The organism is Streptococcus vicugnae (assembly GCF_016461705.1).
GTDB lineage: Bacteria > Bacillota > Bacilli > Lactobacillales > Streptococcaceae > Streptococcus > Streptococcus vicugnae.
The window spans coordinates 578,079-603,990 of record NZ_JAEMHW010000001.1; the positions used below are offsets into that span (position 1 = coordinate 578,079).

27 protein-coding genes, 1 tRNA gene and 3 pseudogenes are annotated in these 25,912 nt (G+C 35.5%); 5 read left to right on the top strand and 26 right to left on the bottom strand.

Annotated features, from left to right (window positions below):
* Positions 1-122: 122 nt before the first annotated feature.
* The 9 genes from fusA to rsgA all read right to left on the bottom strand — a co-directional run bounded on the left by fusA (position 123) and on the right by rsgA (position 8,921).
* A complete protein-coding gene (fusA, locus tag JG537_RS02830; protein ID WP_132869672.1) occupies positions 123-2,201 on the bottom strand; it encodes an elongation factor G in 2,079 nt (692 codons plus the stop codon).
* A 198-nt stretch (positions 2,202-2,399) separates the two neighbouring features.
* Positions 2,400-2,870 carry a 30S ribosomal protein S7 gene (gene rpsG / locus JG537_RS02835; RefSeq protein ID WP_004233289.1) on the bottom strand — a complete coding sequence of 157 codons (471 nt, stop codon included), beginning with the start codon at positions 2,868-2,870 and terminating at the stop codon, positions 2,400-2,402.
* A 21-nt stretch (positions 2,871-2,891) separates the two neighbouring features.
* Positions 2,892-3,305, bottom strand: a complete 414-nt coding sequence (gene rpsL, locus JG537_RS02840) for a 30S ribosomal protein S12 (RefSeq protein ID WP_009854984.1) — start codon at positions 3,303-3,305, stop codon at positions 2,892-2,894.
* A gap of 274 nt (positions 3,306-3,579) precedes the next feature.
* Positions 3,580-4,395, bottom strand: coding sequence for a pur operon repressor (purR, locus tag JG537_RS02845; protein WP_074482592.1), 816 nt, complete (start codon positions 4,393-4,395; stop codon positions 3,580-3,582).
* A gap of 151 nt (positions 4,396-4,546) precedes the next feature.
* Positions 4,547-5,488 carry a 3'-5' exoribonuclease YhaM family protein gene (locus JG537_RS02850; protein ID WP_074482593.1) on the bottom strand — a complete coding sequence of 314 codons (942 nt, stop codon included), beginning with the start codon at positions 5,486-5,488 and terminating at the stop codon, positions 4,547-4,549.
* Positions 5,478-6,752 (bottom strand): DNA recombination protein RmuC, encoded by a 1,275-nt coding sequence (locus JG537_RS02855; RefSeq protein ID WP_199543376.1) that lies wholly within the window; start codon positions 6,750-6,752, stop codon positions 5,478-5,480. The genes JG537_RS02850 and JG537_RS02855 overlap by 11 nt, the downstream gene beginning before the upstream one ends.
* Positions 6,753-6,754: 2 nt before the next feature.
* The gene (locus JG537_RS02860; RefSeq protein ID WP_199543384.1) at positions 6,755-7,387 is read right to left on the bottom strand and encodes a thiamine diphosphokinase; all 633 of its coding nucleotides are present in this window, start codon (positions 7,385-7,387) and stop codon (positions 6,755-6,757) included.
* A complete protein-coding gene (gene rpe, locus JG537_RS02865; RefSeq protein WP_074564456.1) occupies positions 7,380-8,042 on the bottom strand; it encodes a ribulose-phosphate 3-epimerase in 663 nt (220 codons plus the stop codon). The genes JG537_RS02860 and rpe overlap by 8 nt, the downstream gene beginning before the upstream one ends.
* A gap of 6 nt (positions 8,043-8,048) precedes the next feature.
* Complete coding sequence (gene rsgA, locus JG537_RS02870; RefSeq protein WP_132869853.1) at positions 8,049-8,921, bottom strand: ribosome small subunit-dependent GTPase A; 873 nt, start codon at positions 8,919-8,921, stop codon at positions 8,049-8,051.
* Between the two features lie 152 nt (positions 8,922-9,073).
* Here rsgA and JG537_RS02875 point away from each other — a divergent pair.
* Positions 9,074-9,162: transfer RNA gene (locus tag JG537_RS02875), tRNA-Ser, on the top strand.
* Positions 9,163-10,102: 940 nt separating this feature from the next.
* On the opposite strand, the gene JG537_RS02880 is transcribed toward JG537_RS02875, so the two are convergent.
* The 6 genes from JG537_RS02880 to JG537_RS02905 all read right to left on the bottom strand — a co-directional run bounded on the left by JG537_RS02880 (position 10,103) and on the right by JG537_RS02905 (position 13,924).
* Entirely contained in the window at positions 10,103-11,467 is a 1,365-nt protein-coding gene (locus tag JG537_RS02880; protein ID WP_199543386.1) for a sensor histidine kinase, read from the bottom strand.
* A gap of 12 nt (positions 11,468-11,479) precedes the next feature.
* Positions 11,480-12,208 (bottom strand): LytR/AlgR family response regulator transcription factor, encoded by a 729-nt coding sequence (locus JG537_RS02885; protein ID WP_199543388.1) that lies wholly within the window; start codon positions 12,206-12,208, stop codon positions 11,480-11,482.
* A gap of 98 nt (positions 12,209-12,306) precedes the next feature.
* Positions 12,307-12,600, bottom strand: a complete 294-nt coding sequence (locus tag JG537_RS02890; RefSeq protein ID WP_199543390.1) for a bacteriocin immunity protein — start codon at positions 12,598-12,600, stop codon at positions 12,307-12,309.
* A 46-nt stretch (positions 12,601-12,646) separates the two neighbouring features.
* Positions 12,647-12,874 carry a bacteriocin gene (locus JG537_RS02895; protein WP_132869871.1) on the bottom strand — a complete coding sequence of 76 codons (228 nt, stop codon included), beginning with the start codon at positions 12,872-12,874 and terminating at the stop codon, positions 12,647-12,649.
* A 270-nt stretch (positions 12,875-13,144) separates the two neighbouring features.
* A complete protein-coding gene (locus JG537_RS02900; RefSeq protein ID WP_199543393.1) occupies positions 13,145-13,456 on the bottom strand; it encodes a bacteriocin immunity family protein in 312 nt (103 codons plus the stop codon).
* 168 nt (positions 13,457-13,624) lie between these two features.
* On the bottom strand, positions 13,625-13,924 hold the full coding sequence (locus JG537_RS02905) for a DUF3884 family protein (protein WP_199543396.1): 300 nt from the start codon (positions 13,922-13,924) through the stop codon (positions 13,625-13,627).
* A 218-nt stretch (positions 13,925-14,142) separates the two neighbouring features.
* On the opposite strand from JG537_RS02905, the gene JG537_RS02910 reads away from it, so the two are divergent.
* Entirely contained in the window at positions 14,143-14,280 is a 138-nt protein-coding gene (locus tag JG537_RS02910; protein ID WP_199543399.1) for a competence protein, read from the top strand.
* Between the two features lie 21 nt (positions 14,281-14,301).
* Here JG537_RS02910 and JG537_RS02915 read toward each other — a convergent pair whose 3' ends face one another.
* The 11 genes and pseudogenes from JG537_RS02915 to JG537_RS09830 all read right to left on the bottom strand — a co-directional run.
* Complete coding sequence (locus JG537_RS02915) at positions 14,302-15,609, bottom strand: sensor histidine kinase (protein ID WP_199543402.1); 1,308 nt, start codon at positions 15,607-15,609, stop codon at positions 14,302-14,304.
* 7 nt (positions 15,610-15,616) lie between these two features.
* Positions 15,617-16,348 carry a response regulator transcription factor gene (locus JG537_RS02920; protein WP_199543405.1) on the bottom strand — a complete coding sequence of 244 codons (732 nt, stop codon included), beginning with the start codon at positions 16,346-16,348 and terminating at the stop codon, positions 15,617-15,619.
* 16 nt (positions 16,349-16,364) lie between these two features.
* Positions 16,365-16,691 (bottom strand): LytTR family DNA-binding domain-containing protein, encoded by a 327-nt coding sequence (locus tag JG537_RS02925; RefSeq protein WP_009855002.1) that lies wholly within the window; start codon positions 16,689-16,691, stop codon positions 16,365-16,367.
* Between the two features lie 199 nt (positions 16,692-16,890).
* Positions 16,891-17,091, bottom strand: coding sequence for a hypothetical protein (locus JG537_RS02930; protein ID WP_009855003.1), 201 nt, complete (start codon positions 17,089-17,091; stop codon positions 16,891-16,893).
* A 321-nt stretch (positions 17,092-17,412) separates the two neighbouring features.
* Entirely contained in the window at positions 17,413-18,426 is a 1,014-nt protein-coding gene (locus JG537_RS02935; RefSeq protein ID WP_199543407.1) for a DUF6568 family protein, read from the bottom strand.
* 884 nt (positions 18,427-19,310) lie between these two features.
* Positions 19,311-19,478 (bottom strand): Gip family bacteriocin immunity protein, encoded by a 168-nt coding sequence (locus tag JG537_RS09845; protein WP_447464613.1) that lies wholly within the window; start codon positions 19,476-19,478, stop codon positions 19,311-19,313.
* Positions 19,479-19,483: 5 nt separating this feature from the next.
* Positions 19,484-19,558 (bottom strand): annotated as a pseudogene (locus tag JG537_RS09850) (ComC/BlpC family peptide pheromone/bacteriocin); the annotation flags it as partial.
* 238 nt (positions 19,559-19,796) lie between these two features.
* Positions 19,797-19,985 carry a class IIb bacteriocin, lactobin A/cerein 7B family gene (locus JG537_RS02940; RefSeq protein WP_006531876.1) on the bottom strand — a complete coding sequence of 63 codons (189 nt, stop codon included), beginning with the start codon at positions 19,983-19,985 and terminating at the stop codon, positions 19,797-19,799.
* Positions 19,986-20,004: 19 nt separating this feature from the next.
* A complete protein-coding gene (locus tag JG537_RS02945) occupies positions 20,005-20,238 on the bottom strand; it encodes a Blp family class II bacteriocin (RefSeq protein WP_199543415.1) in 234 nt (77 codons plus the stop codon).
* Between the two features lie 176 nt (positions 20,239-20,414).
* The gene (locus tag JG537_RS02950; RefSeq protein ID WP_199543419.1) at positions 20,415-21,086 is read right to left on the bottom strand and encodes a CPBP family intramembrane glutamic endopeptidase; all 672 of its coding nucleotides are present in this window, start codon (positions 21,084-21,086) and stop codon (positions 20,415-20,417) included.
* A 138-nt stretch (positions 21,087-21,224) separates the two neighbouring features.
* Positions 21,225-21,335, bottom strand: a pseudogene (locus JG537_RS09830) (bacteriocin class II family protein); the annotation flags it as partial.
* 247 nt (positions 21,336-21,582) lie between these two features.
* Here JG537_RS09830 and JG537_RS02960 point away from each other — a divergent pair.
* The 3 genes and pseudogenes from JG537_RS02960 to JG537_RS02970 all read left to right on the top strand — a co-directional run bounded on the left by JG537_RS02960 (position 21,583) and on the right by JG537_RS02970 (position 25,499).
* Positions 21,583-21,840, top strand: a complete 258-nt coding sequence (locus tag JG537_RS02960) for a hypothetical protein (protein WP_199543422.1) — start codon at positions 21,583-21,585, stop codon at positions 21,838-21,840.
* A gap of 106 nt (positions 21,841-21,946) precedes the next feature.
* Entirely contained in the window at positions 21,947-24,094 is a 2,148-nt protein-coding gene (locus JG537_RS02965; RefSeq protein WP_199543435.1) for a peptide cleavage/export ABC transporter, read from the top strand.
* Positions 24,095-24,105: 11 nt separating this feature from the next.
* Positions 24,106-25,499 (top strand): annotated as a pseudogene (locus JG537_RS02970) (bacteriocin secretion accessory protein).
* Positions 25,500-25,912: the final 413 nt, after the last annotated feature.

Genomic DNA, 25,912 nt, shown 5'->3' on the forward strand with positions numbered 1-25,912 from the left:
ACGTAGGCACAAATCAACCTTTCAACGCTATTATTATATAACTATTTCGCTAAAATTGCAAATATTATTACCGTTTTCATTACAAAAAAGGACGCTCATTTGAGCATCCTTTTTAACAGTAATTATTCACCAGAATTTTTCTTGATGATTTCTTCTTGAACTGATTTAGGAACGTCTTCGTAGTGGTCAAATACCATCATGAATGTACCACGTCCTTGAGTTGCAGAACGAAGAACTGTTGCGTAACCGAACATTTCAGCAAGTGGAACGAAGGCACGAACGATTTGGCTGTTACCGCGAGCTTCCATACCATCAACACGTCCACGACGAGCTGTTACGTGACCCATAACGTCACCAAGGTTTTCTTCTGGAGCTGTGATTGTAACAAGCATCATTGGTTCAAGAATAACTGGGTGTGCAGTTTTAGCAGCTTCTTTAAGTGCAAGTGATGCAGCGATCTTGAAGGCAGTTTCAGATGAGTCGACATCGTGGTAAGAACCATCGTAAAGTTTAGCTTTAACGTCAACCATTGGGTAACCAGCAAGAACACCGTTAGCCATAGATTCTTGAAGACCTTTTTCTACTGCAGGGATGAATTCACGAGGAACCACACCACCGACGATAGCATTTTCAAATTCGAATCCTTTACCTTCTTCATTTGGAGTAAATTCAATCCAAACATCACCGAATTGACCTTTACCACCAGATTGGCGTTTGAAGAATCCACGTGCTTGAGTAGCTTGGCGGAATGTTTCACGGTATGATACTTGTGGAGCACCTACGTTAGCTTCAACTTTGAATTCACGTTTCATACGGTCAACAAGGACGTCAAGGTGAAGTTCACCCATACCAGAGATAACTGTTTCACCAGTTTCAACGTTAGTTTCAACGCGGAATGTTGGATCTTCTTCAGCAAGTTTTTGAAGAGCGATACCCATTTTATCTTGGTCAGCTTTAGATTTAGGTTCAACCATCAATTGGATAACTGGTTCTGGAACGTCGATTGATTCAAGGATGACTTTAGCTTTTTCATCTGTCAATGAGTCACCAGTTGTAGTATCTTTCAAACCAACAGCAGCGGCAATGTCACCAGCGTAAACTGTTTCGATTTCGTTACGGTGGTTAGCGTGCATTTGAAGGATACGTCCGATACGTTCACGTTTACCTTTAGAAGTGTTAAGAACATAAGAACCGCTGTTCAATACACCTGAGTAAACACGGAAGAATGTCAAACGACCTACGAATGGGTCAGTCATGATCTTGAACGCAAGAGCTGCAAATGGTTCGTCATCTGATGCTGGACGTTCTTCTTCTTCATCTGTATCTGGGTTAACACCTTTGATTGCTGGGATATCAAGTGGGCTTGGAAGGTAATCGATAACCGCATCAAGCATCATTTGAACACCTTTGTTTTTGAAGGCAGAACCACAAAGAACTGGGAAGAATTCAACGTTGATAGTTGCTTTTCGGATAGCAGCTTTCAATTCAGCTTCAGTGATTTCTTCACCTTCAAGATATTTCATCATCAATTCTTCATCAGTTTCAGCAACTGCTTCGACCAATTTTTCACGGTATTCGTTAGCTTGATCAACGTATTCAGCTGGAATATCTTCTTCAAGAATATCTGTACCAAGGTCATTAGTGTAGATTTCAGCTTTCATACGAACCAAGTCAATGATACCACGGAAGCTATCTTCTGAACCGATTGGCAATTGAATTGGGTGAGCGTTAGCTTGAAGACGATCGTGAAGTGTGCTTACTGAGTAAAGGAAGTCAGCACCGATTTTGTCCATTTTGTTTGAGAATACGATACGAGGAACACCGTATTCAGTAGCTTGACGCCAAACTGTTTCAGTTTGAGGTTCTACACCTGATTGTGAGTCAAGAACTGTAACCGCACCATCAAGAACACGAAGAGAACGTTGTACTTCGATTGTGAAGTCCACGTGTCCTGGTGTGTCGATAATGTTTACGCGGTAGTCTTTCCATTGTGCAGTTGTAGCGGCAGAAGTGATTGTGATACCACGTTCTTGCTCTTGTTCCATCCAGTCCATTTGTGAAGCACCTTCGTGTGTTTCACCGATTTTATGGATTTTACCAGTATAGTAAAGAATACGCTCAGTTGTTGTTGTTTTACCAGCATCGACGTGAGCCATGATACCGATGTTACGAGTTTTTTCAAGTGAAAATTCGCGAGCCATTTTTTTCTCCTATTATAAATTTAGTTTACTACTTTATTATAACATACTTTTAGAACGGATAGGCAGGACCTACCCGTTCTAAAGATGTTTTATTAAATATGATACGACTTAGACCAGAATTTCTGATTAAGCATTGCTCGAATACCAGTAGTAAAACATGTTAAAAGTATTCGAAGCTTCGTACCTTTATCTTGCTGATTACCAGCGGAAGTGTGCGAATGCACGGTTTGCTTCTGCCATACGGTGTGTATCTTCACGTTTTTTAACTGAAGCACCTGTGTTGTTAGCAGCATCAAGAATTTCTTTTGCAAGACGATCTTTCATAGTGTGTTCACCACGATCACGTGATGCGTTTACCAACCAACGAAGTCCAAGAGTTGTACGACGTTCTGGACGAACTTCAACTGGGACTTGGTAGTTAGAACCACCGACACGACGAGCACGTACTTCAAGAACAGGCATGATGTTTTCCATAGCTGTTTCGAATACTTCAAGTGCATCGTTTCCAGTAGCTTCTTTAATTTGTTCAAATGCATCATAAACGATTGATGCAGCTGTACCACGTTTACCATCAAGCATAACACGGTTGATAAGACGTGTTACAAGTTGTGAATTGTATAATGGATCTGGCAATACTTCGCGTTTTGGCGCTCTATTTTTACGACTCATTCTTTCTTATCTCCCTTCTTATTATCCTTTAGGACGTTTAGCACCGTATTTAGAACGGCCTTGTTTACGGTCAGCAACACCTGCAGTATCAAGTGCACCACGAACGATGTGGTAACGTACCCCTGGAAGGTCTTTTACACGTCCACCACGGATAAGAACAACACTGTGTTCTTGAAGGTTGTGTCCGATACCTGGGATGTATGCAGTAACTTCGATAAGGTTGCTCAAACGTACACGAGCGAATTTACGAAGGGCTGAGTTAGGTTTTTTAGGTGTCATTGTTCCAACACGTGTTGCAACACCACGTTTTTGTGGTGAAGATACGTTAGTTTGAACTTTTTTGTGGCTGTTGTAACCAACGTTAAGAGCTGGTGATTTAGATTTTTCAACTTTAGATTTACGTGGTTTACGTACCAACTGGTTGATTGTAGGCATCTACTTTTCTCCTGTAAGATTTTTATTTTGGTTGATAAGGCGCTTGGTGACAGTCCTTATCTAAAATGTGTACTTTGCAACATTTGTCAGCACGTCTCTGTACACTCTGGAGAGACCAAAAGTAAAAAGTACCGTTCATAATAATACCACATTGACGTCTACATGTCAATTAATTTAGCTTTAATTTCTTGATTTTCCTAAAACTTCTTAGCTAATAAATTTCATTCTCAAATTTTAATTCAAATACCAAAAAAGAGGCTCACGCCTCTCTGTTTTATTTGTCAAAAATGTTACCAAGTTCAACTTTAACGTGGTTATTCTTAACATCGATTTCTGAAACTTTTAGCAATGATTTATAGTTCATGCGGTCACGTTTTTCTTGTGCATTTTCAGCAAAGACTGCAACCCCAACAAGAGTACTATCAAACTCTGTTAAAAGACTAACCATACCAGAAATTGTACCACCACCTTTAAGGAAGTCATCAACAATCAATACTCGGCTATTTGGTTTCAAGCTACGTTTTGATAAGAACATTTTTTCAATACGGTCACTTGAACCACTTGCATAATTGACAGAAACGGTAGATCCTTCAGTAATCTTAAGGTCTCGACGAACAATAACAAAAGGAACATTTAAAATGTTAGCCACAGCATTTGCCAACGGCACACCTTTTGTAGCAACTGTCATAACAGCATCAATTTTGTTTCCTTTAAAGGCATTAGCAATAATACGCCCAACACTTTGTAAAATGCGTGGGGTACTTAGCAAATCTGATAAATAAATGTAACCACCTGGAAGGATACGATTACTTTCTGACATACTATCACGTAAATCTTCAATAACCGATCTTGCTTCTTCTTCAGAGATTCCTGGTGTAAAAATGACACCTCCACTTGCCCCTGTAACAGTTTCAATTTCGCCAATTCCAGATTCTTCAAAAGCTTTTTTAATGATGGCGATATCTTCAGAGATAGAAGATTTTGCTGCTTCATATTTTTCAGCAAAAGTATTTAAACTTGTTAACTTATAGGGGTTGTTAATCAAATAGTTGGAGATGACAACCATGCGTTCACTACGTCGTAATTTCATAATTTCTCCATCTTTTAATATCTGTTTTTGTCATTATATCATAAGAAAGCGAAAAAAACGAACGTTTTAATAAAAAAATGTGTATTTTTATGTTTTTTCTTAATGTAAAGGCATTCCAAAGTGGTAATTATTAAAATATACAGTCATTTAACTATTTTAATTTTGGTTTGTAGAAAGAACGATTATCCATAGCAAAGATACGATTTGTCATTTCACCTTCATCAATTCGACTCAAAGCTGTTGTCATCATCATCATTTCCGCATCAATATTATCAATCATATGAATAATTTCTGCTTCCATAACACGAGGACGAACTGGGCTTCCGTATTCAAGCAACCCATGGTGACTTAAGACAACGTGACGAAGAATAATAACATCTTCTTTAGTATCATCGATATTTAACTCTGTGAGAACCTTAGTAATTTCCTCATCAATCAAGGCAATATGGCCAATTAAATTACCACGAACCGTATACTCAGTGTTGTCAGGTCCTGTTAATTCAATAACTTTAGCTAAATCATGTAACATGATACCAGCGTAAAGTAAACTCTTATTGAGTTGAGGGTAAACATCGCCAATCGCATCTGCTAAACGTACCATAGTAGCTGTATGGTAGGCAAGTCCTGATTCAAAAGCATGGTGATTTGTTTTAGCAGCCGGATAAGTGAAGAATTCTTTATCATATTTACGATAAAGTGCTCGAACAACACGTTGCCAAACAGCATTTTCAATCTTGAACATCATTTGCTCAAGGTAATCTTTGACATCAAGAACATCAACAGGTGATTTTTCTTTAAAATCACGTGGGTCGTTTGGTTCACCTTCACGAGTGTTACGAAGCGTAATTTGATTGACTTGAGGTGTTCCGTTATAAACCTCACGGCGCCCTTTCATATAAATAACTTTACCTGCAGTGAACTCTTCAACATTATAAGGTTGTGCATCCCAAAGATTACCAGATATCTCACCACTGTCATCCTGGAAAGTAAAGGCAATGTAATCTTTACCAGCCCTTGTTTTGCGAAGTTCTGCAGTTTTTATCAAATAGAACCCTTCAAAGAGTTCATCTTTTTTCATTTGACTAATTTTCATGATTGTCCTCTTCTTCTAATGGCGGGAGGTTAAGCAAGCTTGTCGTTGCTTGATCTTGGTAGGACTCTACTGTATTCAAAGCACGAATAATGGCATTTGTTCGAGTAGAAATTAAACTGTCTAAAGTGTTATTTGCAGTGTTAATTTGTTTTTGAGCTTTAACAAGCATATTACCAAATTTCTCAAATTCCACCTTAACATTTCCTAAAATTTTGCTTATATCGTTCGCATTTTTCTGAATATTAAGAGTTTTGAAGCCGACAGCAAGCGAATTTAATAAGGCAGATAATGTTGACGGACCAGCCACAACAATATTTTCATCACGTCGCAAGCTATCAAAGAAGCTTGCATTGCGAACCACTTCTGAATACAAGCCTTCAGTCGGCAAAAACATAATACCGAAATTAGTTGTCTCAGGCGGATTTAAATATTTTTTATTAATATCTTTAGCAAAGCGTTTAATGCTATTTAAAAGTGATTTACGATAAAGTTCAACTTGTTCTTTATCGCCATTTTCATAGGCGTCTTCTAAGCGATAATAAGCTTCCAAAGGGAATTTTGAGTCGATTGGTAAATAAACATAACCATCGTCTTCAACTCCTGGAAGTTTAATGGCATATTCAACACGTTCGCTTGAACCAGAAACCGTTGGAACTTCTCGTTCATACTGGCTTGGTGTCATAATGTCTTCAATGATTTGCCCTAATTGCAACTCACCAAGAATACCACGTGTTTTAGTATTAGAGAGCACCTTGTTTAGAGTTCCAACATCCTGAGCGACTGTTTTCATTTCCCCCAAGCCTTGATTAACTGATTCTAATTGTTTCGATACCGTCTCAAATGAAGCTTTCAAGCGATTCTGCAACGTTTGTTCTAGTTTTTCTTCAACTGTCTGACGCATTTCTTCTAAGCGTTTTTCATTAGACGCTTGCATTTCTTTAACAGAATTTGTCAAATTGCGATTGATAATCTCTAAACGTTGATCAGAACGATCACGATTATCACTTAAACTTTTATGAAGAACATCACGAATATCATTTAATTGTGTATATAAATCATTTTGTAGACGATTCAGCTGACTATTTAGCGCTAGCACTTGATCCTTCTGAGCTAAATCAAGTTGATAAGATACCTGATCTGATAAATTATCTGCATTATCGTCCATTTTTTGTGATAAATCATCAGTTAGCTTTGTAATTTTGGATAGCAAGTAAACCAACAAAGTAACACTAATGACTCCCAACAATAAAGTTATTACTAACATTTTTACCTATCCTTACTTTGAATAACGATAAGATAACCTGACTCTAGAGTAACTGTAATAGGCTGCTGATCTAAAAATTCATTACTAGAATAGATTTTTTTCTTGAAAAAATTACTAGCATCCAAATTATATTTAGCCCCGTCTATGGTCAAATTCGCATCACCATCAGCCATGAAAGAAACGTAAGTCATTCCATCTTCTGGCAAAATTCGACATGACCCTGCTGGATAAAACTGAATACAATTTTGCTTATCTCGCAAAGTTATCTGTCGCATGAAGGGCGCCAAATCAGGATCACCAGGCAAAAATAGATTTGACATCATGTGATCAATACGACCACCAAAGGCACCAAAAATCGTTACTTGTGCTTCTGGGTACTGCTCGAAAACCTTTTTTAGAGCTAATTCTGTATCGGTGTCATCCTTCTCAGGACTAGCTTGAATAAAAATTTCTGCCTTAGTCTTAATTCGTTGTAATTCATCTTTGCTAACCGAATCAAAATCACCGACCGCAAAGTCCAACGGAAGGTGATTTTCTAATAAAAACAAACTTCCTCGATCTACGCCAACAAAAACATCAAATCCAGTGGAAAAATCTAATAATTGACCACCAGCAAATACAGCTACTTTAGTCATCTAACGCCACACGTAATGTTTCTACTTGTGCTGCTAAATCACTTGCTTTGAAGAGATATGAACCAGCGACAAAGACGTTTGCTCCAGCTTGATAGCAGGCTTTGATTGTCTTGTTATCTACACCACCATCAACTTCGATATCAAAATCATATCCTTTTTCATCACGAAGCTTAGCAACTTTACTTACTTTTTCGAGCATTTCAGGAATAAAGGCTTGTCCACCAAATCCTGGATTAACTGTCATGATAAGCACTTGATCAACCAAGCTCAAAACAGGTTCAATAGCTGAAACAGGTGTTCCTGGGTTAATAACAACACCAGCTTTCATCCCAGCTTTTTTTATTTTTTGCAATGCTCCATGAATGTGAAGAGTTGATTCTGCGTGAATTGTCATAATGTCAGCACCAGCTTGAGCAAATGCGTCAACAAAACGTTCTGGATTGACAACCATCAAATGGCAATCAAAGACAAGTTTGCTATGTTTACGCATGCTAGCCACAACATCCGCACCAAAAGTGATGTTAGGTACAAATTGGCCATCCATAATATCAATATGTACGTATTCAGCACTTGTTTCTTCGATACGTTTTAATTCTGAAGCAAAGTTAGCATAATCAGCTGCTAAAATTGATGGAGCGATTTTATTGTTTGACATAAGTACCTACTTTCTTTTTACAACTTTCTTATATGTTTCACGACGATTTTCAATTTCACTGAGAAATTGAAGATAATTATCATAACGTGATTGCCAAAGTTCTCCAGCCTCAACGGCGTCTTTGACCGCACACGATGGTTCATGAGTATGCGTACATGAACGGAATTTGCAGAAATGGCTTAAACGACGTAGCTCTGGAAAAGCGTTATTAAGATCTTCTGCATTAGTAATTTCGTAATCCAGTGATGAAAAACCTGGCGTATCAGCAATTTTTCCACCATTGACATTATAAAAACTAACAGCTCGTGTCGTGTGTCGACCACGTCCAAGACTATCTGAGATTTCGCCTGTTTCTAATTTTAATTCAGGGGCAATCTTATTGAGCAATGTTGATTTTCCAACACCAGTTTGTCCCATAAAAACAGTCACTTTATCAGTCAAGAGCGGAAGCAATTCTTCTAAAGTAGTGCAAAATTGGTAACCAATTTCTTGATACTGTTTCTGAATAGCTGTTATTTCATCAGGATTTACCAATAAATCCATTTTTGAAATATAAACAATCGGCTCAATAGCTTTATGTTCCAATAAAACCAAGAAACGATCCAACAAATTAGCATTAAAATCCGGCTCTTTTGCTGACATAATGACCACTGCTTGATCAATATTGACAATCGGAGGACGGACAAGACTGTTTTTCCTGTCGTGAATTGCTAAAATATAACCTTCTGAATGATCTTCTGCTGAAAATTCAACAAAATCACCAACATAAGGTGTTTGACCTTTTTTTCTAAAATTTCCACGCGCACGTGTTTGATAAATCACTCCGTCAGATTCAACATAATAAAAACCTGCTAGAGACTTGATAATTCTACCTTGCAAATGTATTTCCTTTTTTTGATTGATAGTCCCATTATAGCAAAAAATGGGCGTTTATTCAGTAATCAAGCCAAAAGATTTCACTTGATTGTCTTTTTGAGCCCAAAGGCGTATAATGACATTGTCTTTTTAAAGCGAACAGACATTCAAACTTTGGAAAGGTGGCCCAGCTTGGTACGGCACCAGACTCGAAATCTGGCAAGTGGAATCCTTTCACGCGCGGGTTCAAATCCCGTCCTTTCCTTATAACAAATAAAGAAGCTGGGACAAAAGGTGCTCAGCTTCTTTGTTTACGTAGTTATTATTTACAAGACGCAGTAGTTTGGACTTCAACAATCTATCCCCAGATTGTTGAAGGTCACTGTCAAAAAATATTAAAACAGCGATTACCAACTTTAGTCAACTTAGAGTTTCCCATGCACAATTGATTAGGCGCTTTTTGACGCTTGCTTTGCAAGCTAGATTTCCAACCTCGAAAGATTCCCCCAAATCTTTCGAGCCATGGGGTGAGTTATAAAGGTTCGGGGAACCTTTATAATCGGGAAATAAAACTTACAAAGTAAGTGTCAAAAACGGTCTGGGGATAGACCGTTTTAGATCAGCAACAAGCAATTAAGACTTGCTGAGAAATCGAATTTCTACGAAACTACTGATTCTCTTTTTAATTTCTAGGCTCATGAATAAAGTCTCCACTGGAGACTTTATTTATCTCACTCCCTTTCTAATTTCAAAGAGTACGTTGTTAAACGTGATGGAAGAATTTGATTGAAAAACTGTTAGCTGCCTCTCTATCTATATTATTCGTAAAAGGTTTTAAAAAAATGCCCTATTGGGCATCGAATAACACAATTTTTTTTAAAAATATTAACAATAAGACCAGTACCTACTGATAGTAGGATAATACCTATAAGAGCTCCACTCCACAAACTATTCAAAAGAAATGGTGACGTATTTTTGTTACCATGTTTTTTGTGTTGTCAAACAATTTGTAAGCTGTAAATAATTGATAAACAGCTAACAATAAACAAGCAATACCAGCTAAAACTTCTAATATAGAATTTACCTCTTTTCATTTGAAGTTTTGTTAATTGTTATCTAAATAAAGTATATATTTTCATTGAAATAATGCAAGTTTTTTGTTGAATTTATCAGAAAAAACGTAACATTTCTAATGCACCATATTGCTAGGATTCATAGATTCTCAAAATTTGTCTAAAGAAGTGATTTGAGCTGCTTGTTTCAATGGAGAGATTGTCATATTCTTGCTGAAATTCACTAACTGTTGCTAAGCCAGTACCACGATTGTCTCCTTTGCTTGAATAGCCTTTTTGATAAATGTTATCAATCGGAATATTATCTTCTTTGGTTGAATTTTCAATCATAAAAACAAAGTTATCATCTTGATAAAAATTCGCTACGGATATTTTAGGAACATCTGACAACACTGCGGCTTCAATCGCATTATCAAACAAGATAGCAAGGATACGAATGTAGGTAATAAGTGGAATTTTGGGACACTCCACGACTTCAGGAACTTCCAAAGTAATGGTGATTCCAAGATTTTCAGCCTCTAGAAATTTAGCAGACATCAAACTTTTGATGGCACTATTTGAAATATGAGACAAGCGTGTCAAATCGAATTTGCTATTTTTGACGAGCTTCTCAGAATCGTTGGCAATGTCATTGTAGATTTTTTTGATAGTTTCCAAGTCATTTCGCTCGATACTTTCTCCTATACTCAACAAAATATTGGCATAGTCATGTCTGAAACTTCTGACCTCTTGGTACAAACTTTCCACATGTTTGCTGTAATTTTCCAGCGAAATTAATTCTAGCTCCTGCTGCCTTTGTAATTCTATCTCTTGTTCACGGACGTATTTGTAATTCAGATAGAACAAAAATAGAAAAAGAAGAATAATGTAAACAAAAGTAACTCTTTCTCTAAACGATTCACTACCTACGCTACCAAATGGACTTTTCAAAGCAACATAATCTATTCCAAAAAAATAGAAAGCCATTAGCAGATTAATCAAGATAAGACTTGTCGAGCTAAGGTAATTTTGCAAGGTCTTTTTGACATTTGAAATATCAATTTCCAGTAATTTTGAAGCCATAAAATAGATTGGAACGGGTGTCCAGATGTCAACATGAGCAATCCATGACTGTCCGATAGCATTGATTCTTGTGGAAAATAGCGCCGCTAATGAATAAGACACCGTCCTAAGCAAAATATCCTCTACCGCAACTGGAAAAAGCCCATAAAAAATATGATACCTTGGTAGCAAGGACCTATCATGACGGTAAGATAAGGTGGTAAACCACAACAACACCACAATATTTTTAATCATGACAGTTTTGAAACCGTCCATATCCGCAAAGCACAAAAGCATGACAACCGCAAAGCCTGATGCAAGAATTGGCAACACTAAAACAGATACTAGCCATTCCCAAACGGCAAGTCGGTACTTGGTAATGCTCTTAAATAGGATAGCATACCCCAAAAACGTGACAAAGGTTTCTAAAAACGCAATTAAACTCCTTAAATCCAAAACTTCTCCACTCTAACTTTCTAGTTTAGTTTTTAATTCTTTCATGTGTTTTTTGGAAACGTAGCAAGATTTTCCACCTACAAAATAAACAAGCCCTTCTTTTTTATCCAAACTGACAACATTATCAGGATTAATCAGATAGGATTTATGGCATTGAAATAGCTTATAATTTGCCTTTTTAACTTCTCTAATTGTCCCGTAAAAATTACGCTGTCCTGTCCGTGTCACCAACATCAAACGGTGCGCTTCCGCCGTTTCAAAATAAAGAATATCTTCAAACGGTATTCTGATTTTGGTTTTATTGTTTTCAAAAATAAAGGTATCCAAGCTTAGGCGAGGCACTTGTCCTTCAACGACTTTCTTTAAACAAGCCTGCAAATTTTCCTTGATTGCCAAGTCACTGTCAGTTTTATCAATAAAATCAAGGGCACTGACTTGCGCACGATAGGTCAGGAGCATAAATTCAGAATGCGTTGTAACAAAGACAAGTGTTGCTGTTTTCGAAACGTCTCTAATCGCCTTGGCAACTTCAATTCCTTTCGTTTTATCGCCATTGATATCCAAATCCAAGAAAAAGATTTGAGGAGCCGTTTCATCAATAAGAGTGATAAGACGACTAGGCTCACCAAACAATTCAAAACAACGATGTTGCCACTGATTGTCCACAAGCACCTCGTCAATCATTTTTTCCAAGCGAAACTGCTGATTTACGTCATCTTCCAAAACATAAATATCAATCATTTTCTTCTCTCCTAAACAGTAACTTTGCTTTCTAAACATGAAATGATCTCCCTCTTATTGTAACATATCAAAAATTCCCTATCACATTGATAGAGAATTTACAGTATTCTGATGTTTTGAAGTGCTCTTAACTCTTTTAGTTTCGCCGATTGTTCCCTTGTTGGGTGAATAGCATTTTCCACCAAAACAGTTGATAAATCAACATTTAAACGACTTAAAATATAGGGCCTTGACGTCCCACTATTTTTCAATTCTTCATGATAAGATTGCAATAATTGTCGTAACGGGTTGATTTTCACATTGTTATCAAGAGTTGCTAGCAAATCATCAATAATGATTAATGCTTCGTCTCTTCTTTCTTTTCCCCCAGAAAACCACTTTAAATTCGGCATAAATCTTCCTCCAAATACTTATTAGCTCGCTGTTAGGTAATATTAGTTAGTCAAAAGAAACTCTACGAATAAAGGTGACAATGAGTAAAGCGACTACGTAATATGGCAGAAAGCGAGTACCGAGCAAAGCCGCTACAACACCAGCTCCCATTCCTATTATCAAGCTATTTAATATTGGATTTTTAACTATTTTTTTCATCTTTTCTCCCTGAAAGTCTAAATCATCAAGAACACTTGGCAAACTGTCCAAGAAAAATTTTTCACATCTCTCCACGATTCCCTCACATTAGAAAGTTATTTAATAACCACTAATTACTATAATCCTTTTTGAGTGATAATTTCATTTAATGTCATGAAATGACCAAAAATAGTCGTGAAAGGTCAAAATTGTCAGTTAAGGCGTTTTATGACTTACCTGCCTTTTTGGCACAGCAGTAACAATTTTGAAAATAAATGCTTCAATCATCGTTTGATAATTGCTGTATTGACAAGCTTTCCCAAGTGTCGTGATGATGTTTTCTATTATTTTTTTATACTAAAGTTATCAATAACCGCCGCCCACGACACCCATAGCTATGAGACCACGTCCGAGATTTTTTTCAAATTCTCCATATGTCGCGATTTTTTGATAAAAAGTGTTCACCGATGCGCTCATTTTTGTTTTCTTGGCAATATTTGCAACACCGATTCGACGTAAATCAGATACCAAAGACATCACAGCTCTATCAAAATCCTGACCTGCTTCTACCGCATTTTTGAAAGTTAGTAGTGCTTGACGTTCTTCATCTTTGATGTCAACAGACAAGACAAGGTCATAAACCTCATTTAACAACTCTTCTTTTACTAATTTTGTCATAATGTCTCCTTCTAAGGCAATAAAGCATTGACAAGACTACGACCAAAGTCGCGTCCAGACATGTAAATCATTTTTAAACCTGCGGATAAACGGTTAATAACAAATGATGCCAATAACCAAAACCGCTGTTTTATGCTTTGAAAATAATGTTTTTATCATAAATACTCCCTATAACCCCAATATTTCAGAAAATGGCAAGTAATCCGTCGTAAATTCTAGCTTTTGAGCTTCGTCAGCAGAGACTTGAGCTTGTTGAATGAAATTTTTTTGAAAGTCAGCCAAAGTCAACTCAGAATGGCAAAGCCAATGATTTCCAGTTGTGATGTACCATTTCCCCAAAGGTTTCAACATCGTCGAAAACTGCAACTTTTTTGTCAGATTTGTCTGGTCGATAACATAGATTTTTTCATGCGTATAGGTTGGAAAAACAATCTTTTTAATCAATTGTTTTACTGATGCCACTGACATGACAATCACCTGCTTTCACTTATATTTCTTATAACACGCCTACATTATACTCCTTTTCAACTCATAACGAACACCCAAGTCGCAAAACGTTGTTTTTTAGTCGCGAATGGTAATTTTTTAATACTTACCGTTTACGACCGAAAAATGACTTTTTATGACTTAGAAAAAGCTTTTAAGAACTTTTCTGCTACAATTAATCACTAAGGAGGTTTATAAAAATGATGACAGAAAAAATGTTTAAAGAATTAAATCAATCTGAATTAGAGAAAACGATTGGTGGAAAGAATAGGGATTTCTTAATTGTTGGACCTTTCGATTGGTTGAAGAAAAATCATAAGCCTACTAAACACGCTTAAACCAAAAATCATTCGACTATTTCAGTCGAATGATTTTTTGATTCGTATTGTTTGTCTGAAATGATAATTTTTACTTGATGTTTGTACCGACATATTTGGATATTTTTTCAACATCTGGTTAACCGTTTTAAGACCAACACCTCGTCCAAAGCCCTTACTTGAATAATTCTTCTGATAAATCAATTCCACAGGAACTCGCTCTTCTTTTGTGGTGTTATCGATAATTAGTAAATAGTCATCTCCTTGATAGAAACAAGCAATAATCATGGCAGGCTTTTCAGCTTCAATAGCCGCTTCAATCGCATTGTCACATAAAATGGAGACGAGCCGCACATAATCTAACAAAGGAATATCTGGAGCTCCAATTTTATCTTTAACTTCTAATTCTACCTCAATATGATGAGATTCCGCTTCTAAAAATTTAGCTGATAAAAGGCTTTTTATCGCATCATTATCAATATTAGTCAATCGTCCAATATTGAAGCGACTATGTTGAATAAACTTTCCAGAATCCTCTAAAACGGCATTATAAATATTCTTCACCATGCTCATATCATCTTGGTCGATTCCCTCTTTTAAACTCGCTAAGATATTAGCATAATCATGACGAAAAGCTCTTAGTTCTTCATATAGGCTTTCGATTTGTTTACTATACACTGACAAAGAATGCAGTTCTTGTTCTCGCGCTAACGACACTTCTTTCTCAAGCCAATTTTGATAAGAGCGATTCATATAAAACAGCATTAAAATGAAGAAAGTGAAATAGAGAACTACCAACCATTGGCGATAAACCAAGTTTGGGACACCACCATAAACTTCCATACCTGTTAGAAATTCAATCATGACATAGTAAAACATCATTGTTACATCTGTAAATATTAGTTTCTTTCGTAGATTCTTTATCTCACTTAGTTCAATAAAAGTTTGAAAGTTAATTTTGAACAACTTCACCATCATAAAATACATCAGAACTATTGAAAATTCTACAATGACAAATAATAAATTATTTTTATCTAAATCGGTATAACTAAAATTAAAAAATGGAATAATAAAGAAGCTAATAATTCTTTTAAAAGCACTCTCTATAACCCATGGAATACTCCCATAAAATACGTATAGAGAAAAAGGCAAGGTTTTATCTCTCAAATAAGATAGAAGCATCAAAATTAAAATACGACCGATAATAGTGTAAAACCATGTGAAATCAATGACAAAGAAAGTAACAGCTATCGTTATTATTTCCCACAATTTCAGCTTTGCTCCTCTAACATTAGAGTAAATCAACATAATCACAGGATAGTAAGCTAGTTCACTTAGATAATTGCTCATTAGCTTTTCACCTCATCTCATTTAATAGAGGTTTTATTTTATCCCTCGAAACTAGGCAAGTGTCTCCAGTTTCAAAGTAAACACACCGTGTCGCTTTATCAAATCTGACTACATTATCCACATTAATGACAAAAGAACGGTGACACTTGAAAAGACGTTTGTCTGATTTAGCAATCTCTGCAATCGTTGCATAAAATTCCATTCTGTCATTTTTCGTATGCAAAATCACGCGGTGCACAGCAGGAGAGGTTTCAAAATAGAGAATGTCACTATATGGCATGCGCACACGTGCTTTAGGAGTTTCAAACAAAAAGGAGTTTTCGCCGAAATTATCATTTTGATGTTTCATGGCTTCCTTTAGGCACAACTCTATGCGTTCACTAAATGCTTGGTCATTCAGGTTCTTATCAATAAAATCAATTGCCCCTACTAACGCTTGGTAGGTCAGCAGCATAAATTCTGAATGAGTTGTTACAAAAACAATGATAGCTGTTGCATCTTTTTCACGAATAGCTTTAGCGACATCAATTCCTTGTTTTTCGTCGTCTCTGATTTCTAAATCAAGAAAGAAAATTTGATGCTCTCCTTTTTCAGTTGCCTTAGCTATAATCTCATTTGCGGAACTAAACACCTCTATTCTCTGATAGTCCCAATTATTTTTTGCCATAATGGTCGCAATCTCGCGTTCCATACGAAATTGCTGTATGATATTATCCTCTAGTACATAAATATCTAACATAAATCTCCTCTAAAAATCAGTCATTTGAGATGATTTCTTTTAGTTGACTTCCTTTACTTCGTGCATAATGTACAGGTCGCTTTTCATCTCCAACATATAAAAGTCGCTGCTCTCTATCCATTATTCGTATTTTATCCCTATTTACCAAAGTATCACGGTGACACCTAAAGAACTGATGATATTCTCTTTCAATATCTTTTAATTGATGATAAATGTGATATTCCTCATCAGCGGTTACCACCTTGACCATATGAATTTTTTCCTTAGAGACTTGAATAAAAAGGATATCGTCAATAGCCAATTTATAATCTCGCCTGTTAATTGTAAATTTAAAATATTTCATAAATCATTATTCCCTCCAATAACATTATAAAGGAAATACTGATAAAAAAATCTCCAAGTCATAAACAGACAAAATAAGGTCACGAACGGTCACTTTTTATTGTAACATAGTAAAATGATATTCTGATATACTAAAAAACAAAAATTAAACACACTAACAACTAGTGGATAATTTTTGTTTTTCCATATTAGAGAAGTGATTAAAAGACATTGAGTAACAAACCTAATCCAACAATAAAAAGAATAATCCCAGATAGACCGCCGCTCCATAAACTAGCCAACAGAAACTGCGATGTGTTTTCATTGCCATTTGCTTTAGTGTCAGTAAACAACTTATAAGTGTTATAAAATTGAAATACTGCTATTAATAAGCACACAACACCAACGATTTTAGTTACCATAATAGTCTCCTTTATGCTTCAATATTATTTTGAACAAGTTTAGCTAATCGCTTTAGCTTGTCCACACATAAAGTATATATCTTTTCCGAGGATTTTTTCGCCAAAGTCGTAAAATACCAATTTTTAGTCGCGAATAGCTATTTTTTATCTTTTTTGAAATAATTCTTGCATAAAAGCAACACAAACAACCCGCCAAATAATAAATTGTAAGTTGTTGAATTCCAAAAATCTTTATTGTACACAAAGTAATTAAACAACATTAAGCATATTCCAAGAAAGTCAAATATGAGAGCTGTGTATAAACTATTTTTACAAACTTTATCATTCATTTGCTACTTTTCCTCTGCCAAGTTTCATTAAAATCAGTCCAAACAGAGAAATTAACAGTCCGTATGCTGAAAAGTTGTTTGCTTTAATGCCTAATTTAGGTAGGACGTTGCTATTATTAGTTTTTGTTTCATGTTTAGAGAAAGCTTGTGGGCTTTCTGGAACAATTAAGGCTTTTTCAGTGGTTTTAACATCATTTTGCGGTAAAAAAATCACATTCTGAATATTAGAATCAGTTTTTATTTCTTTAGTGTCAAATGCTATCGTTTCTGTATTATCTTCATTTGATTGTTCAGCCATTGCTGCTGCCATAGCCGCTGGAATTTTCCCATAAAAGAGATAGTCATAAAGTTCTTGTCCAGAAATACCACCACCAATCCACGCACTCACGATTTGACCATTTTGCAAACGGATAATGGTAGGCGTTCCTGGAATACCGACTGTTCCAAAAAGAAAGTTCGCTGCTTCTTCATCAAAATCCTGACTGTCAGTATTGTAATACTCTAGACGATTATCCATTAAAGTGTTGAACTCTTTTAAAGCTGGGGAAAACTGACGACAATAGTAACAAGTCGGACGTCCAACATAAATCACATGCTCTTTTCCGTCCTCTGTAAACATAGCATAAACATCTGTCATTGGAACGTGATTAAAGTCTGCGACATTTTCTTCATATTGGGAAATAGTGACTTCAGCTTCTTCTGGCTCATCTGATGTGTCTGATTCTATCGTTTCCGTTGCTTCGGTTGATTCCATTATAACTGATGAATTATCAGCCGTTTCAATTGATAATACCTCCTCAGTTTTTTCGGATTGACTTTCTGAAATATCATTTGATGGCTCAATAATATCTGTTGCTAGATTTTCTGTAACATTATCTCCATTATCCACAACTTCTGTCGTTTCAGTTGTAGGCACAAGCTCATCATCAGCAAAGACAGAAACGGTTGCCATTGATAAAACAGTTGCAGATAATAAAATTGTTGATTTAAAAATATTCTTTTTCATAAAATCTCCTTTTAATTAAGATTGTCACCGCGATTGACCATTTCAGTTTAACAAATTCTCTTGGAAATAAACGTCCAAGTCGTAATTTGTCATTTTTAGGTCATAAACGGTAAAATTTGATTAAAACAAAAGCCGATAGGAATCTATCAGCTTGAAAATGTGTGACTATCACAATAGTAATACATTATAAATTATTCTTTCAGGCAATATTATTGCCATAAAAATATGAATCTGATTATCAATAATAGTTATTATTTTTTATCTCTATTTTCATAATATATCAATAGCAAAATAAGCAAACAGACTATCGTCAGAAAACTAGTGTTAGCTTCCTTTTGACTTAAAACATAACAAGTCAAAAAAATGATATAAGATGAGGCTTTATTATTTTTCTTAATAAAGAAACCGTCAATAAAAATTATAGCTAAGATAATGCAGAATAAAATAACAAAAATAGAATAGTACATAGAAATTAATTTGCTTTATTTATACTATACAATATAAACATTGTGAAGAAAACGAGAACTCCTTTTACTAACATACCGTCTGTCGATAATACTGCCTTCGCTCCCATTGCCAAAAACAGTATATTTTTTAGAATAGCTCTCCAATTTTTCATCTACAAAAACTTCCGTCATCTGTCATTACATCAAATTGTTCAAAAGTTTTTGTATTCATTTGAATACCTCCCAATAATTTTTTGTCATCGCAACTGACAGATTTTACTTTAACAGATTGTGCGGTTAATGTACGACCAAGTCGTAATTTGTTGTTTTTAGGTCGTAAATGGTAAAATTTGATTAAAACAAAAGCTGATAGGCAATCTATCAGCTTGAAAATGTGTGACTATCATAATAGTAATACACTATAAAATTTTTAAATCCCTATCTAAACATATTAGACAGAATATCTACCACAACATAAACAATTGATAAAATCAATAAAACTTTACCGATCGTTTCTCGCTCTTCAGTCGAAACTTTAAATACTTTGCAAATTAATAAATAGCATACTAAATTAACAAAAATAATAATACTATATTTTATAATCATATATTCTATAAGTAGGCAGAGATACCCGAAGCCACACAGATCATTGCAGCTCCACCTCCAGTAATTGGTCCAGTAGCTGCAGTAGTAACACCGAAATATACTAAATTAGCAACAATAATACTATGTTTTTCAAGAATAGATTATATAATAGCTAAACTATATATTTATGACGAAAAATATATAATTATTGTAAATAGTAGTGTTATTATAAATAATCTAGGGTACATCTCTCTATGTTTTTTGTCAAACAAATAGAATAGAACATATATAATGACTTGAGCTACTACAAGCCTAATTAATTCACTCCCCATCATTATATCAATTAAAATATGCTGCAGCTGCTCCTGCAGTACCACATACAACAGCATATCCTGTCGCGGTAACTGGACCGCCTGCCCATGCTAAAAGCATACCTCCGAGACAGCCACCAACTGCTGCTCCAACTTTTCCTCCACCAGAAACTAACTCTAAATCTGAGTTTGTCATTTCATGAAATTTATCATTCATCCTCAAATACCTCTTTATATCAAAGACTAGCACCTACACAATATAAGCCACCAGCTATTGCTCCAAAATGGGCTCCAACAAATGCTCCTGGAATTGAAGTAACACCAAGCGTTGCCATACCACCTACAAATCCTGATCCTGCACCTGTTAATGCGCCACCAAAAATTGCATTAACACATTTGTTTCCACCTTCAACGGTTGAAAGTTCTGTGTCTGTCATTACATCAAATTGTTCAAAAGTTTTTGTATTCATTTGAATACCTCCTAAAATATTTTTATCAATCGCGATGACAAAATTTATTTTGTCAGAATATTCCATCTTTTTTCGTTCAAGTCATAAAACGTTATTTTTTAGTCGTAAACAGTAAGATTTTAAAAAATAGTTACCATTCACGACTGATCTTAAATATTTTATATGATTATTTTTTACTAACCAAAGAAAACAAATGCAATCAGATGCCAGCCAAGATAAATATTCCACGCCATGTGAACAAGAATTGATGGATAAATCGAACGTGTTTTTCTAAAAAGAATCGCTAAAATTAAACCAAGAAAAGCATAGTTTTTAAATACCTCTAAACTAACACCATAAGAAAATAGATGAGCCACTGAGAACATTACAGCAGATAGTAAGCAATCTAAGTAAAACTTTGATTTCTCAAAAAAGCTAGTCATCAAAGCGCCACGATAAACTAATTCTTCTAGGATTGGTCCGATGATAAAGGGTTGTAATGCTACCAAAAACGCCTGCGGTGAGTGACGAAAAAATAGTAAATCATTATTTATATCTCCACCAACAAATAACAGTTTATTGAAGTAGGCGTATATCATCCCAAAAGCAAGCAAGGTTAATAGATAATCAAGGGGTTGCAGCGTTTTAATGCTGAACATTTCTGGTCTTCTTCGCCTTAGATATATCACCAACATGATAGTATATATGATGGTAAAAGCATTAATGAAAGGGTAAAAATAATCTGTTAATGGTAAATCAAACCGTTTTAAAATAGTAAACATTACAAACTTCAATCCAAATAGATGACAATAGATAAAAAATATTGCCAATAGTTTTGGAGCAAGTGAGTTCTTTACTTTTTCTATCATAAATACTCCTTTTTTTAAAAACGGAAGGAGTCAAAAAATGACTTCTTCCGTGATTAATTATCATTTCTTCCCACGTTTCTCTGGACAAACATAAGGCCACGGGGTAACGTGAATCCCATCTCTACAATATGTAACATAGCCATACCAATCAGCACCGCCAGTTTCAAATGCTACCTGATTCCCGCCTTCCACAGTAGAAAGTGCTTCATCTGTCATTACATCAAATTGTTCAAAAGTTTTTGTATTCATTTGAATACCTCCCAATAATTTTTTGTCATCGCGATTGACAAAATTTATTTTATCAGAATATTTCATCTTTTTTTGCCCAAGTCGTAATTTGTTGTTTTTAGGTCGTAAATGGTAAATTTTTTTGTATTTTCATGATTTTTTGACCGTTTGCGACTTAAATTTGACTTTTTATGACTTGGGTATTTTTAATGTTATTTTTATGGCATAATGAACAATTGTTACTAAGAAAAAGGGGAAGATTGGGACCATGCTAACACGATTTTTTACTATTTCATCACGCACCTTGGCTTTTTTAGAAAAGCTGAAAACTGTCTTTGATTCTTGGCTTGCACCACTTACATTGCTTCTGCTAGGGATTACTTATTTTTTCATCGAAATCAATCGACAAGTGGCAATCGTATTATCTATTATTTCATTATTTTTAATATTTACCTATCTCATCTTAGAAGCATATCTTTTTATCCGAATCAGATTTTTTCTTTGGAAGAATGGTAAAGAAAAATAATTTCTTGACCGTTTGCGACCTATTTTTGACTTTTTACGACTTGGGCGTTTTTTAATCTTGTTTTATGGCACAATAGTTCTAGTTTCATTTTTAAAAGGGAAAGGTTATGAAAAGATATAAATATGTTAGTCAGATTGATTTGCGAGACTGTGGTGTGGCAGCTTTGGCATCAGTTGCCAAGCATTATGGATCAGATTTCTCGCTGGCTCATTTGAGAGAATTAGCCAAAACAACTAAGGAAGGGACAACAGCATTAGGGATAGTTGAGGCAGCTAAAGCAATCGGCTTTGAAACACGCGCCATTCAGGCTAATATGGAACTGTTTGATATGGCTGATATTCCCTATCCTTTTATTGTTCATGTTAATAAAGAAGGCAAACTCCCGCATTACTATGTTATCTACAAAGCCAAAAAAGATTATCTTATTATCGGTGACCCTGATTCGAGCGTTGGGGTCACTAAAATGTCCAAAGCGCATTTTGCCAAAGAATGGACTGGAGTTGCTATCTTTTTAGCGCCTGCTCCGCACTATCAACCGCACAAAGATAAGAAAAATGGCTTAACAAGCTTTTTACCAATTATTTTCAAACAAAAGGCACTGCTAACTTATATCATTCTGGCAAGTTTGCTCGTGACCTTGATTAATATTGTTGGGTCTTACTATTTGCAAGGAATCTTAGACGATTATATTCCTAATCATTTGCAATCCACTCTTGGTATTGTCTCGGTTGGGTTGATTGTAACCTACATAATGCAACAAATCATGAGCTTTTCACAAAATTATTTACTTGTTGTGCTGAGCCAACGGTTAACGATTGACGTGATTTTGTCTTATATTCGTCACATTTTTGAATTGCCCATGTCCTTTTTTGCCACAAGGCGGACAGGTGAAGTTATCTCACGTTTCACCGATGCTAACTCGATTATTGATGCACTGGCATCAACGATTCTCTCTTTATTTTTAGATGTGAGTATTTTGTTTATTGTCGGAAGTGTCTTAATTCTGCAAAATGCCAATCTTTTTTTCATCACCTTAATAGCATTGCCTATCTATGCTATTATTATTTTGGCTTTTATGAAACCTTTTGAGCGAATGAATCACGATGTCATGCAAGCCAATTCTATGGTTAGCTCTGCGATTATCGAAGACATCAATGGTATTGAAACAATTAAATCTTTGACTAGTGAGGAAGTCCGTTATCAAAATATTGACCGTGAATTTGTGGATTATTTGGATAAAAGTTTTACGCTTAGTAAGTATGAAGCTGTGCAAACGTCGTTAAAACAGGGAGCGCAGCTGATTTTAAACGTCGCTATTCTCTGGTATGGTTCACATTTAGTCATGGCTGGGAACATTTCAGTAGGACAATTGATTACTTACAATACGCTTCTGTCGTACTTTACAACACCAATGGAAAATATTATTAATCTGCAAACCAAACTACAATCTGCCAAAGTAGCTAACAATCGTCTCAACGAAGTTTACTTAGTGTCATCTGAATTTGATAGCAAACCACTCTTAAATGACAGCCATTTTCTACAAGGAGATATTGTTTTTGATGATGTTTCTTATAAATATGGTTTTGGTCGTGACACGCTGAGTCATGTGAATTTACACATTAAGAAGGGTGAAAAAATTAGCCTAGTTGGTATCAGCGGTTCTGGTAAGACAACCTTAGCTAAAATGATTGTCAATTTTTACACACCTAACCATGGACAGATTACCCTTGGTGGCTACGATTTAAAAACCATTGATAAAAAAGCCATTCGCCAATACATTAATTACCTACCACAACAGTCTTACGTCTTTTCAGGGACGATTTTAGAAAATTTAACCTTGGGAGCACCTGACAATATCACGCAAGAAGAAATTCTGAAAGCTTGTGAAATCGCTGAAATCCGTGCTGATATTGAATCGATGCCACTAGCATACCATACCGAACTTTCAGATGGTGCTGGGTTATCTGGTGGGCAAAAGCAACGTTTAGCTTTAGCACGCGCTTTACTGACACAAGCTCCCGTCTTGATTTTAGATGAAGCCACAAGTGGTCTTGATGTTCTAACGGAAAAACGTGTGATTAAAAATTTACTATCTCTCACAGACAAGACTATTATTTTTGTTGCCCACCGTTTGAGCATTGCTGAACAATCTGACCGTGTCATTGTTCTAGATAAAGGACAAGTTATCGAAGAAGGGCATCATAAACAACTCATCCAAAATCAAGGTTTCTATGCACAGTTATTTCATGAATAAAAGGAGAACATATGAATCCTAAATTATTTCAATCTGCTGAATTTTATCATAGGCGTTATCATAATTTTGCGACTGTCTTAGTGATTCCAATGACACTCTTGGTCTTTTTCTCCTTGCCTTTTCTCTCATTGGTAAAAAGGAAATTACCGTTACGACACTTGGTAGTATTAGACCAACAAAAGTCATCGCTGTTGTTCAATCAAGTAGCAATAACACCGTTTTAACCAATAATCTTAGTGAAAATAAGGCAGTCAAAAAGGGGGATCTACTCATCCAATACTCCGACAAATTGGAAGATAGTCAACTTAATGCCATTCAAACACAAATCGAAAGATATGAACGTCAACAAGAAGCACTCAATCAATTGAAAGAAAGTCTAAAGCAAGGACAAAACCTTTTTACAGGTGATGATGAATTTGGTTATTCAGCAACCGTTGAGCGTTTTTTAAATCAATCTCAAACAATTACTGCTCAAGTTTCTCAATCAAACCAATCAGTTGCTAAACAAGAAGCTGGTGTCAACCAAGCAAATGCAGCTATCGCAAATCAGATTGCTAACCTACAAACCCAAGCCAGTCAATATCAAGAAGTTAAAGATGCTATTCAAACTGATAAAACAAACGTATCTGGCAATAATCCATATGCAGCTACTCTTAATAGCTATCTTAGCCAAATTCAAACAATTGATACGCAAAGCAGTTCAACTGACAACAATTCTGCTAGCAAAGAAAGCATTAAAAATCAATTTTTAACAGACCTACAAGGGCAGATTGATAGCATTAATGCCTCTATCTCTAGTTTGCAAACACAAGCTGCTTCCAATTATTCAACGGGAAGTTATGACACTAGTGCCACTAGTCAAATTGAAAGCTTACGTCAGCAGGAATTGACACAAGCTGAAACACAGCTCGCACAAATTACTCAAGAAAAAGAAAATTTGCAAGCGCAGCTTGACCAGACAAATCTCTCCAAAGCTGACACCGTTTTAAAAGCTAGTCAAAGTGGCATTTTACATGTTTCTGATGAATTTGAAGGGCAAACGCTCTTGCCGCAAGGCAGTCAGATTGCAGAGATTTACCCAGATATTGTCAAAACACAGCAAGTCGCTATCCGCTATTACGTTGACTCCACTCATGTTAGTCAATTGAAAAAAGGACAGACTGTTCGCCTAACCCTTGAAAAAATTAGCAATCACGCCATTGTTATCACTGGCAAAATCAGCAAAATCGCAAGTTCCGCCACACAAACCAAAGAAGGAAATGTCTTTGAGGTGACAGCACTAGCCACCGTTGATAAACAAGATAGCTCCAAATTAAAATATGGTTTACAAGGCAAAACAATCAGCACTATCGGCAAAAAAACTTTCTTTAATTATTACAAAGACAAGCTATTAAAAGATTTTTGATAAGTCCAGCCATAATAAATGGCTGGCTTTAATTTTTCTAAGTCATCACACAGCAAAAATCAGTCGTGAATGGTCATCATTCTTTAAAATTTGACTGTTTACGACTAAAAAACAACATTTTATGACTTGGATAAAAAAAGATGATACATTCTGATAAAATAACTTGTAACTATCTTATTAAAGGAGTACTTATGATAGAAAAACTAAAGAACTTACTAGTTCCAAAACTATTGGCAATATTTTTTATCTATTGTCATCTATTTGGATTGAAGTTTGTAATGTTTACTATTTTAAAACGGTTTGATTTACCATTAACAGATTATTTTTACCCCTTTCTTAATAGTTTAACTATTCTGTTTGTTGTGGTATTAGTCATTTACCTAAGACGGATAAGACCAGAAATATTTCAATAA

What these genes read in the sequence shown, in the direction of transcription:
- fusA (WP_132869672.1), bottom strand. Translation starts at nt 2,201, where the DNA reads ATGGCTCGCGAATTTTCACTTGAAAAAACTCGTAACATCGGTATCATG.
- rpsG (WP_004233289.1), bottom strand. Translation starts at nt 2,870, where the DNA reads ATGAGTCGTAAAAATAGAGCGCCAAAACGCGAAGTATTGCCAGATCCA.
- rpsL (WP_009854984.1), bottom strand. Translation starts at nt 3,305, where the DNA reads ATGCCTACAATCAACCAGTTGGTACGTAAACCACGTAAATCTAAAGTT.
- purR (WP_074482592.1), bottom strand. Translation starts at nt 4,395, where the DNA reads ATGAAATTACGACGTAGTGAACGCATGGTTGTCATCTCCAACTATTTG.
- JG537_RS02850 (WP_074482593.1), bottom strand. Translation starts at nt 5,488, where the DNA reads ATGAAAATTAGTCAAATGAAAAAAGATGAACTCTTTGAAGGGTTCTAT.
- JG537_RS02855 (WP_199543376.1), bottom strand. Translation starts at nt 6,752, where the DNA reads ATGTTAGTAATAACTTTATTGTTGGGAGTCATTAGTGTTACTTTGTTG.
- JG537_RS02860 (WP_199543384.1), bottom strand. Translation starts at nt 7,387, where the DNA reads ATGACTAAAGTAGCTGTATTTGCTGGTGGTCAATTATTAGATTTTTCC.
- rpe (WP_074564456.1), bottom strand. Translation starts at nt 8,042, where the DNA reads ATGTCAAACAATAAAATCGCTCCATCAATTTTAGCAGCTGATTATGCT.
- JG537_RS02885 (WP_199543388.1), bottom strand. Translation starts at nt 12,208, where the DNA reads ATGATTGATATTTATGTTTTGGAAGATGACGTAAATCAGCAGTTTCGC.
- JG537_RS02890 (WP_199543390.1), bottom strand. Translation starts at nt 12,600, where the DNA reads ATGCCGAATTTAAAGTGGTTTTCTGGGGGAAAAGAAAGAAGAGACGAA.
- JG537_RS02900 (WP_199543393.1), bottom strand. Translation starts at nt 13,456, where the DNA reads ATGACAAAATTAGTAAAAGAAGAGTTGTTAAATGAGGTTTATGACCTT.
- JG537_RS02905 (WP_199543396.1), bottom strand. Translation starts at nt 13,924, where the DNA reads ATGTCAGTGGCATCAGTAAAACAATTGATTAAAAAGATTGTTTTTCCA.
- JG537_RS02910 (WP_199543399.1), top strand. Translation starts at nt 14,143, where the DNA reads ATGATGACAGAAAAAATGTTTAAAGAATTAAATCAATCTGAATTAGAG.
- JG537_RS02915 (WP_199543402.1), bottom strand. Translation starts at nt 15,609, where the DNA reads ATGAGCAATTATCTAAGTGAACTAGCTTACTATCCTGTGATTATGTTG.
- JG537_RS02920 (WP_199543405.1), bottom strand. Translation starts at nt 16,348, where the DNA reads ATGTTAGATATTTATGTACTAGAGGATAATATCATACAGCAATTTCGT.
- JG537_RS02925 (WP_009855002.1), bottom strand. Translation starts at nt 16,691, where the DNA reads ATGAAATATTTTAAATTTACAATTAACAGGCGAGATTATAAATTGGCT.
- JG537_RS02930 (WP_009855003.1), bottom strand. Translation starts at nt 17,091, where the DNA reads ATGGTAACTAAAATCGTTGGTGTTGTGTGCTTATTAATAGCAGTATTT.
- JG537_RS02935 (WP_199543407.1), bottom strand. Translation starts at nt 18,426, where the DNA reads ATGAAAAAGAATATTTTTAAATCAACAATTTTATTATCTGCAACTGTT.
- JG537_RS09845 (WP_447464613.1), bottom strand. Translation starts at nt 19,478, where the DNA reads ATGATTATAAAATATAGTATTATTATTTTTGTTAATTTAGTATGCTAT.
- JG537_RS02940 (WP_006531876.1), bottom strand. Translation starts at nt 19,985, where the DNA reads ATGAATGATAAATTTCATGAAATGACAAACTCAGATTTAGAGTTAGTT.
- JG537_RS02945 (WP_199543415.1), bottom strand. Translation starts at nt 20,238, where the DNA reads ATGAATACAAAAACTTTTGAACAATTTGATGTAATGACAGACACAGAA.
- JG537_RS02950 (WP_199543419.1), bottom strand. Translation starts at nt 21,086, where the DNA reads ATGATAGAAAAAGTAAAGAACTCACTTGCTCCAAAACTATTGGCAATA.
- JG537_RS02960 (WP_199543422.1), top strand. Translation starts at nt 21,583, where the DNA reads ATGCTAACACGATTTTTTACTATTTCATCACGCACCTTGGCTTTTTTA.
- JG537_RS02965 (WP_199543435.1), top strand. Translation starts at nt 21,947, where the DNA reads ATGAAAAGATATAAATATGTTAGTCAGATTGATTTGCGAGACTGTGGT.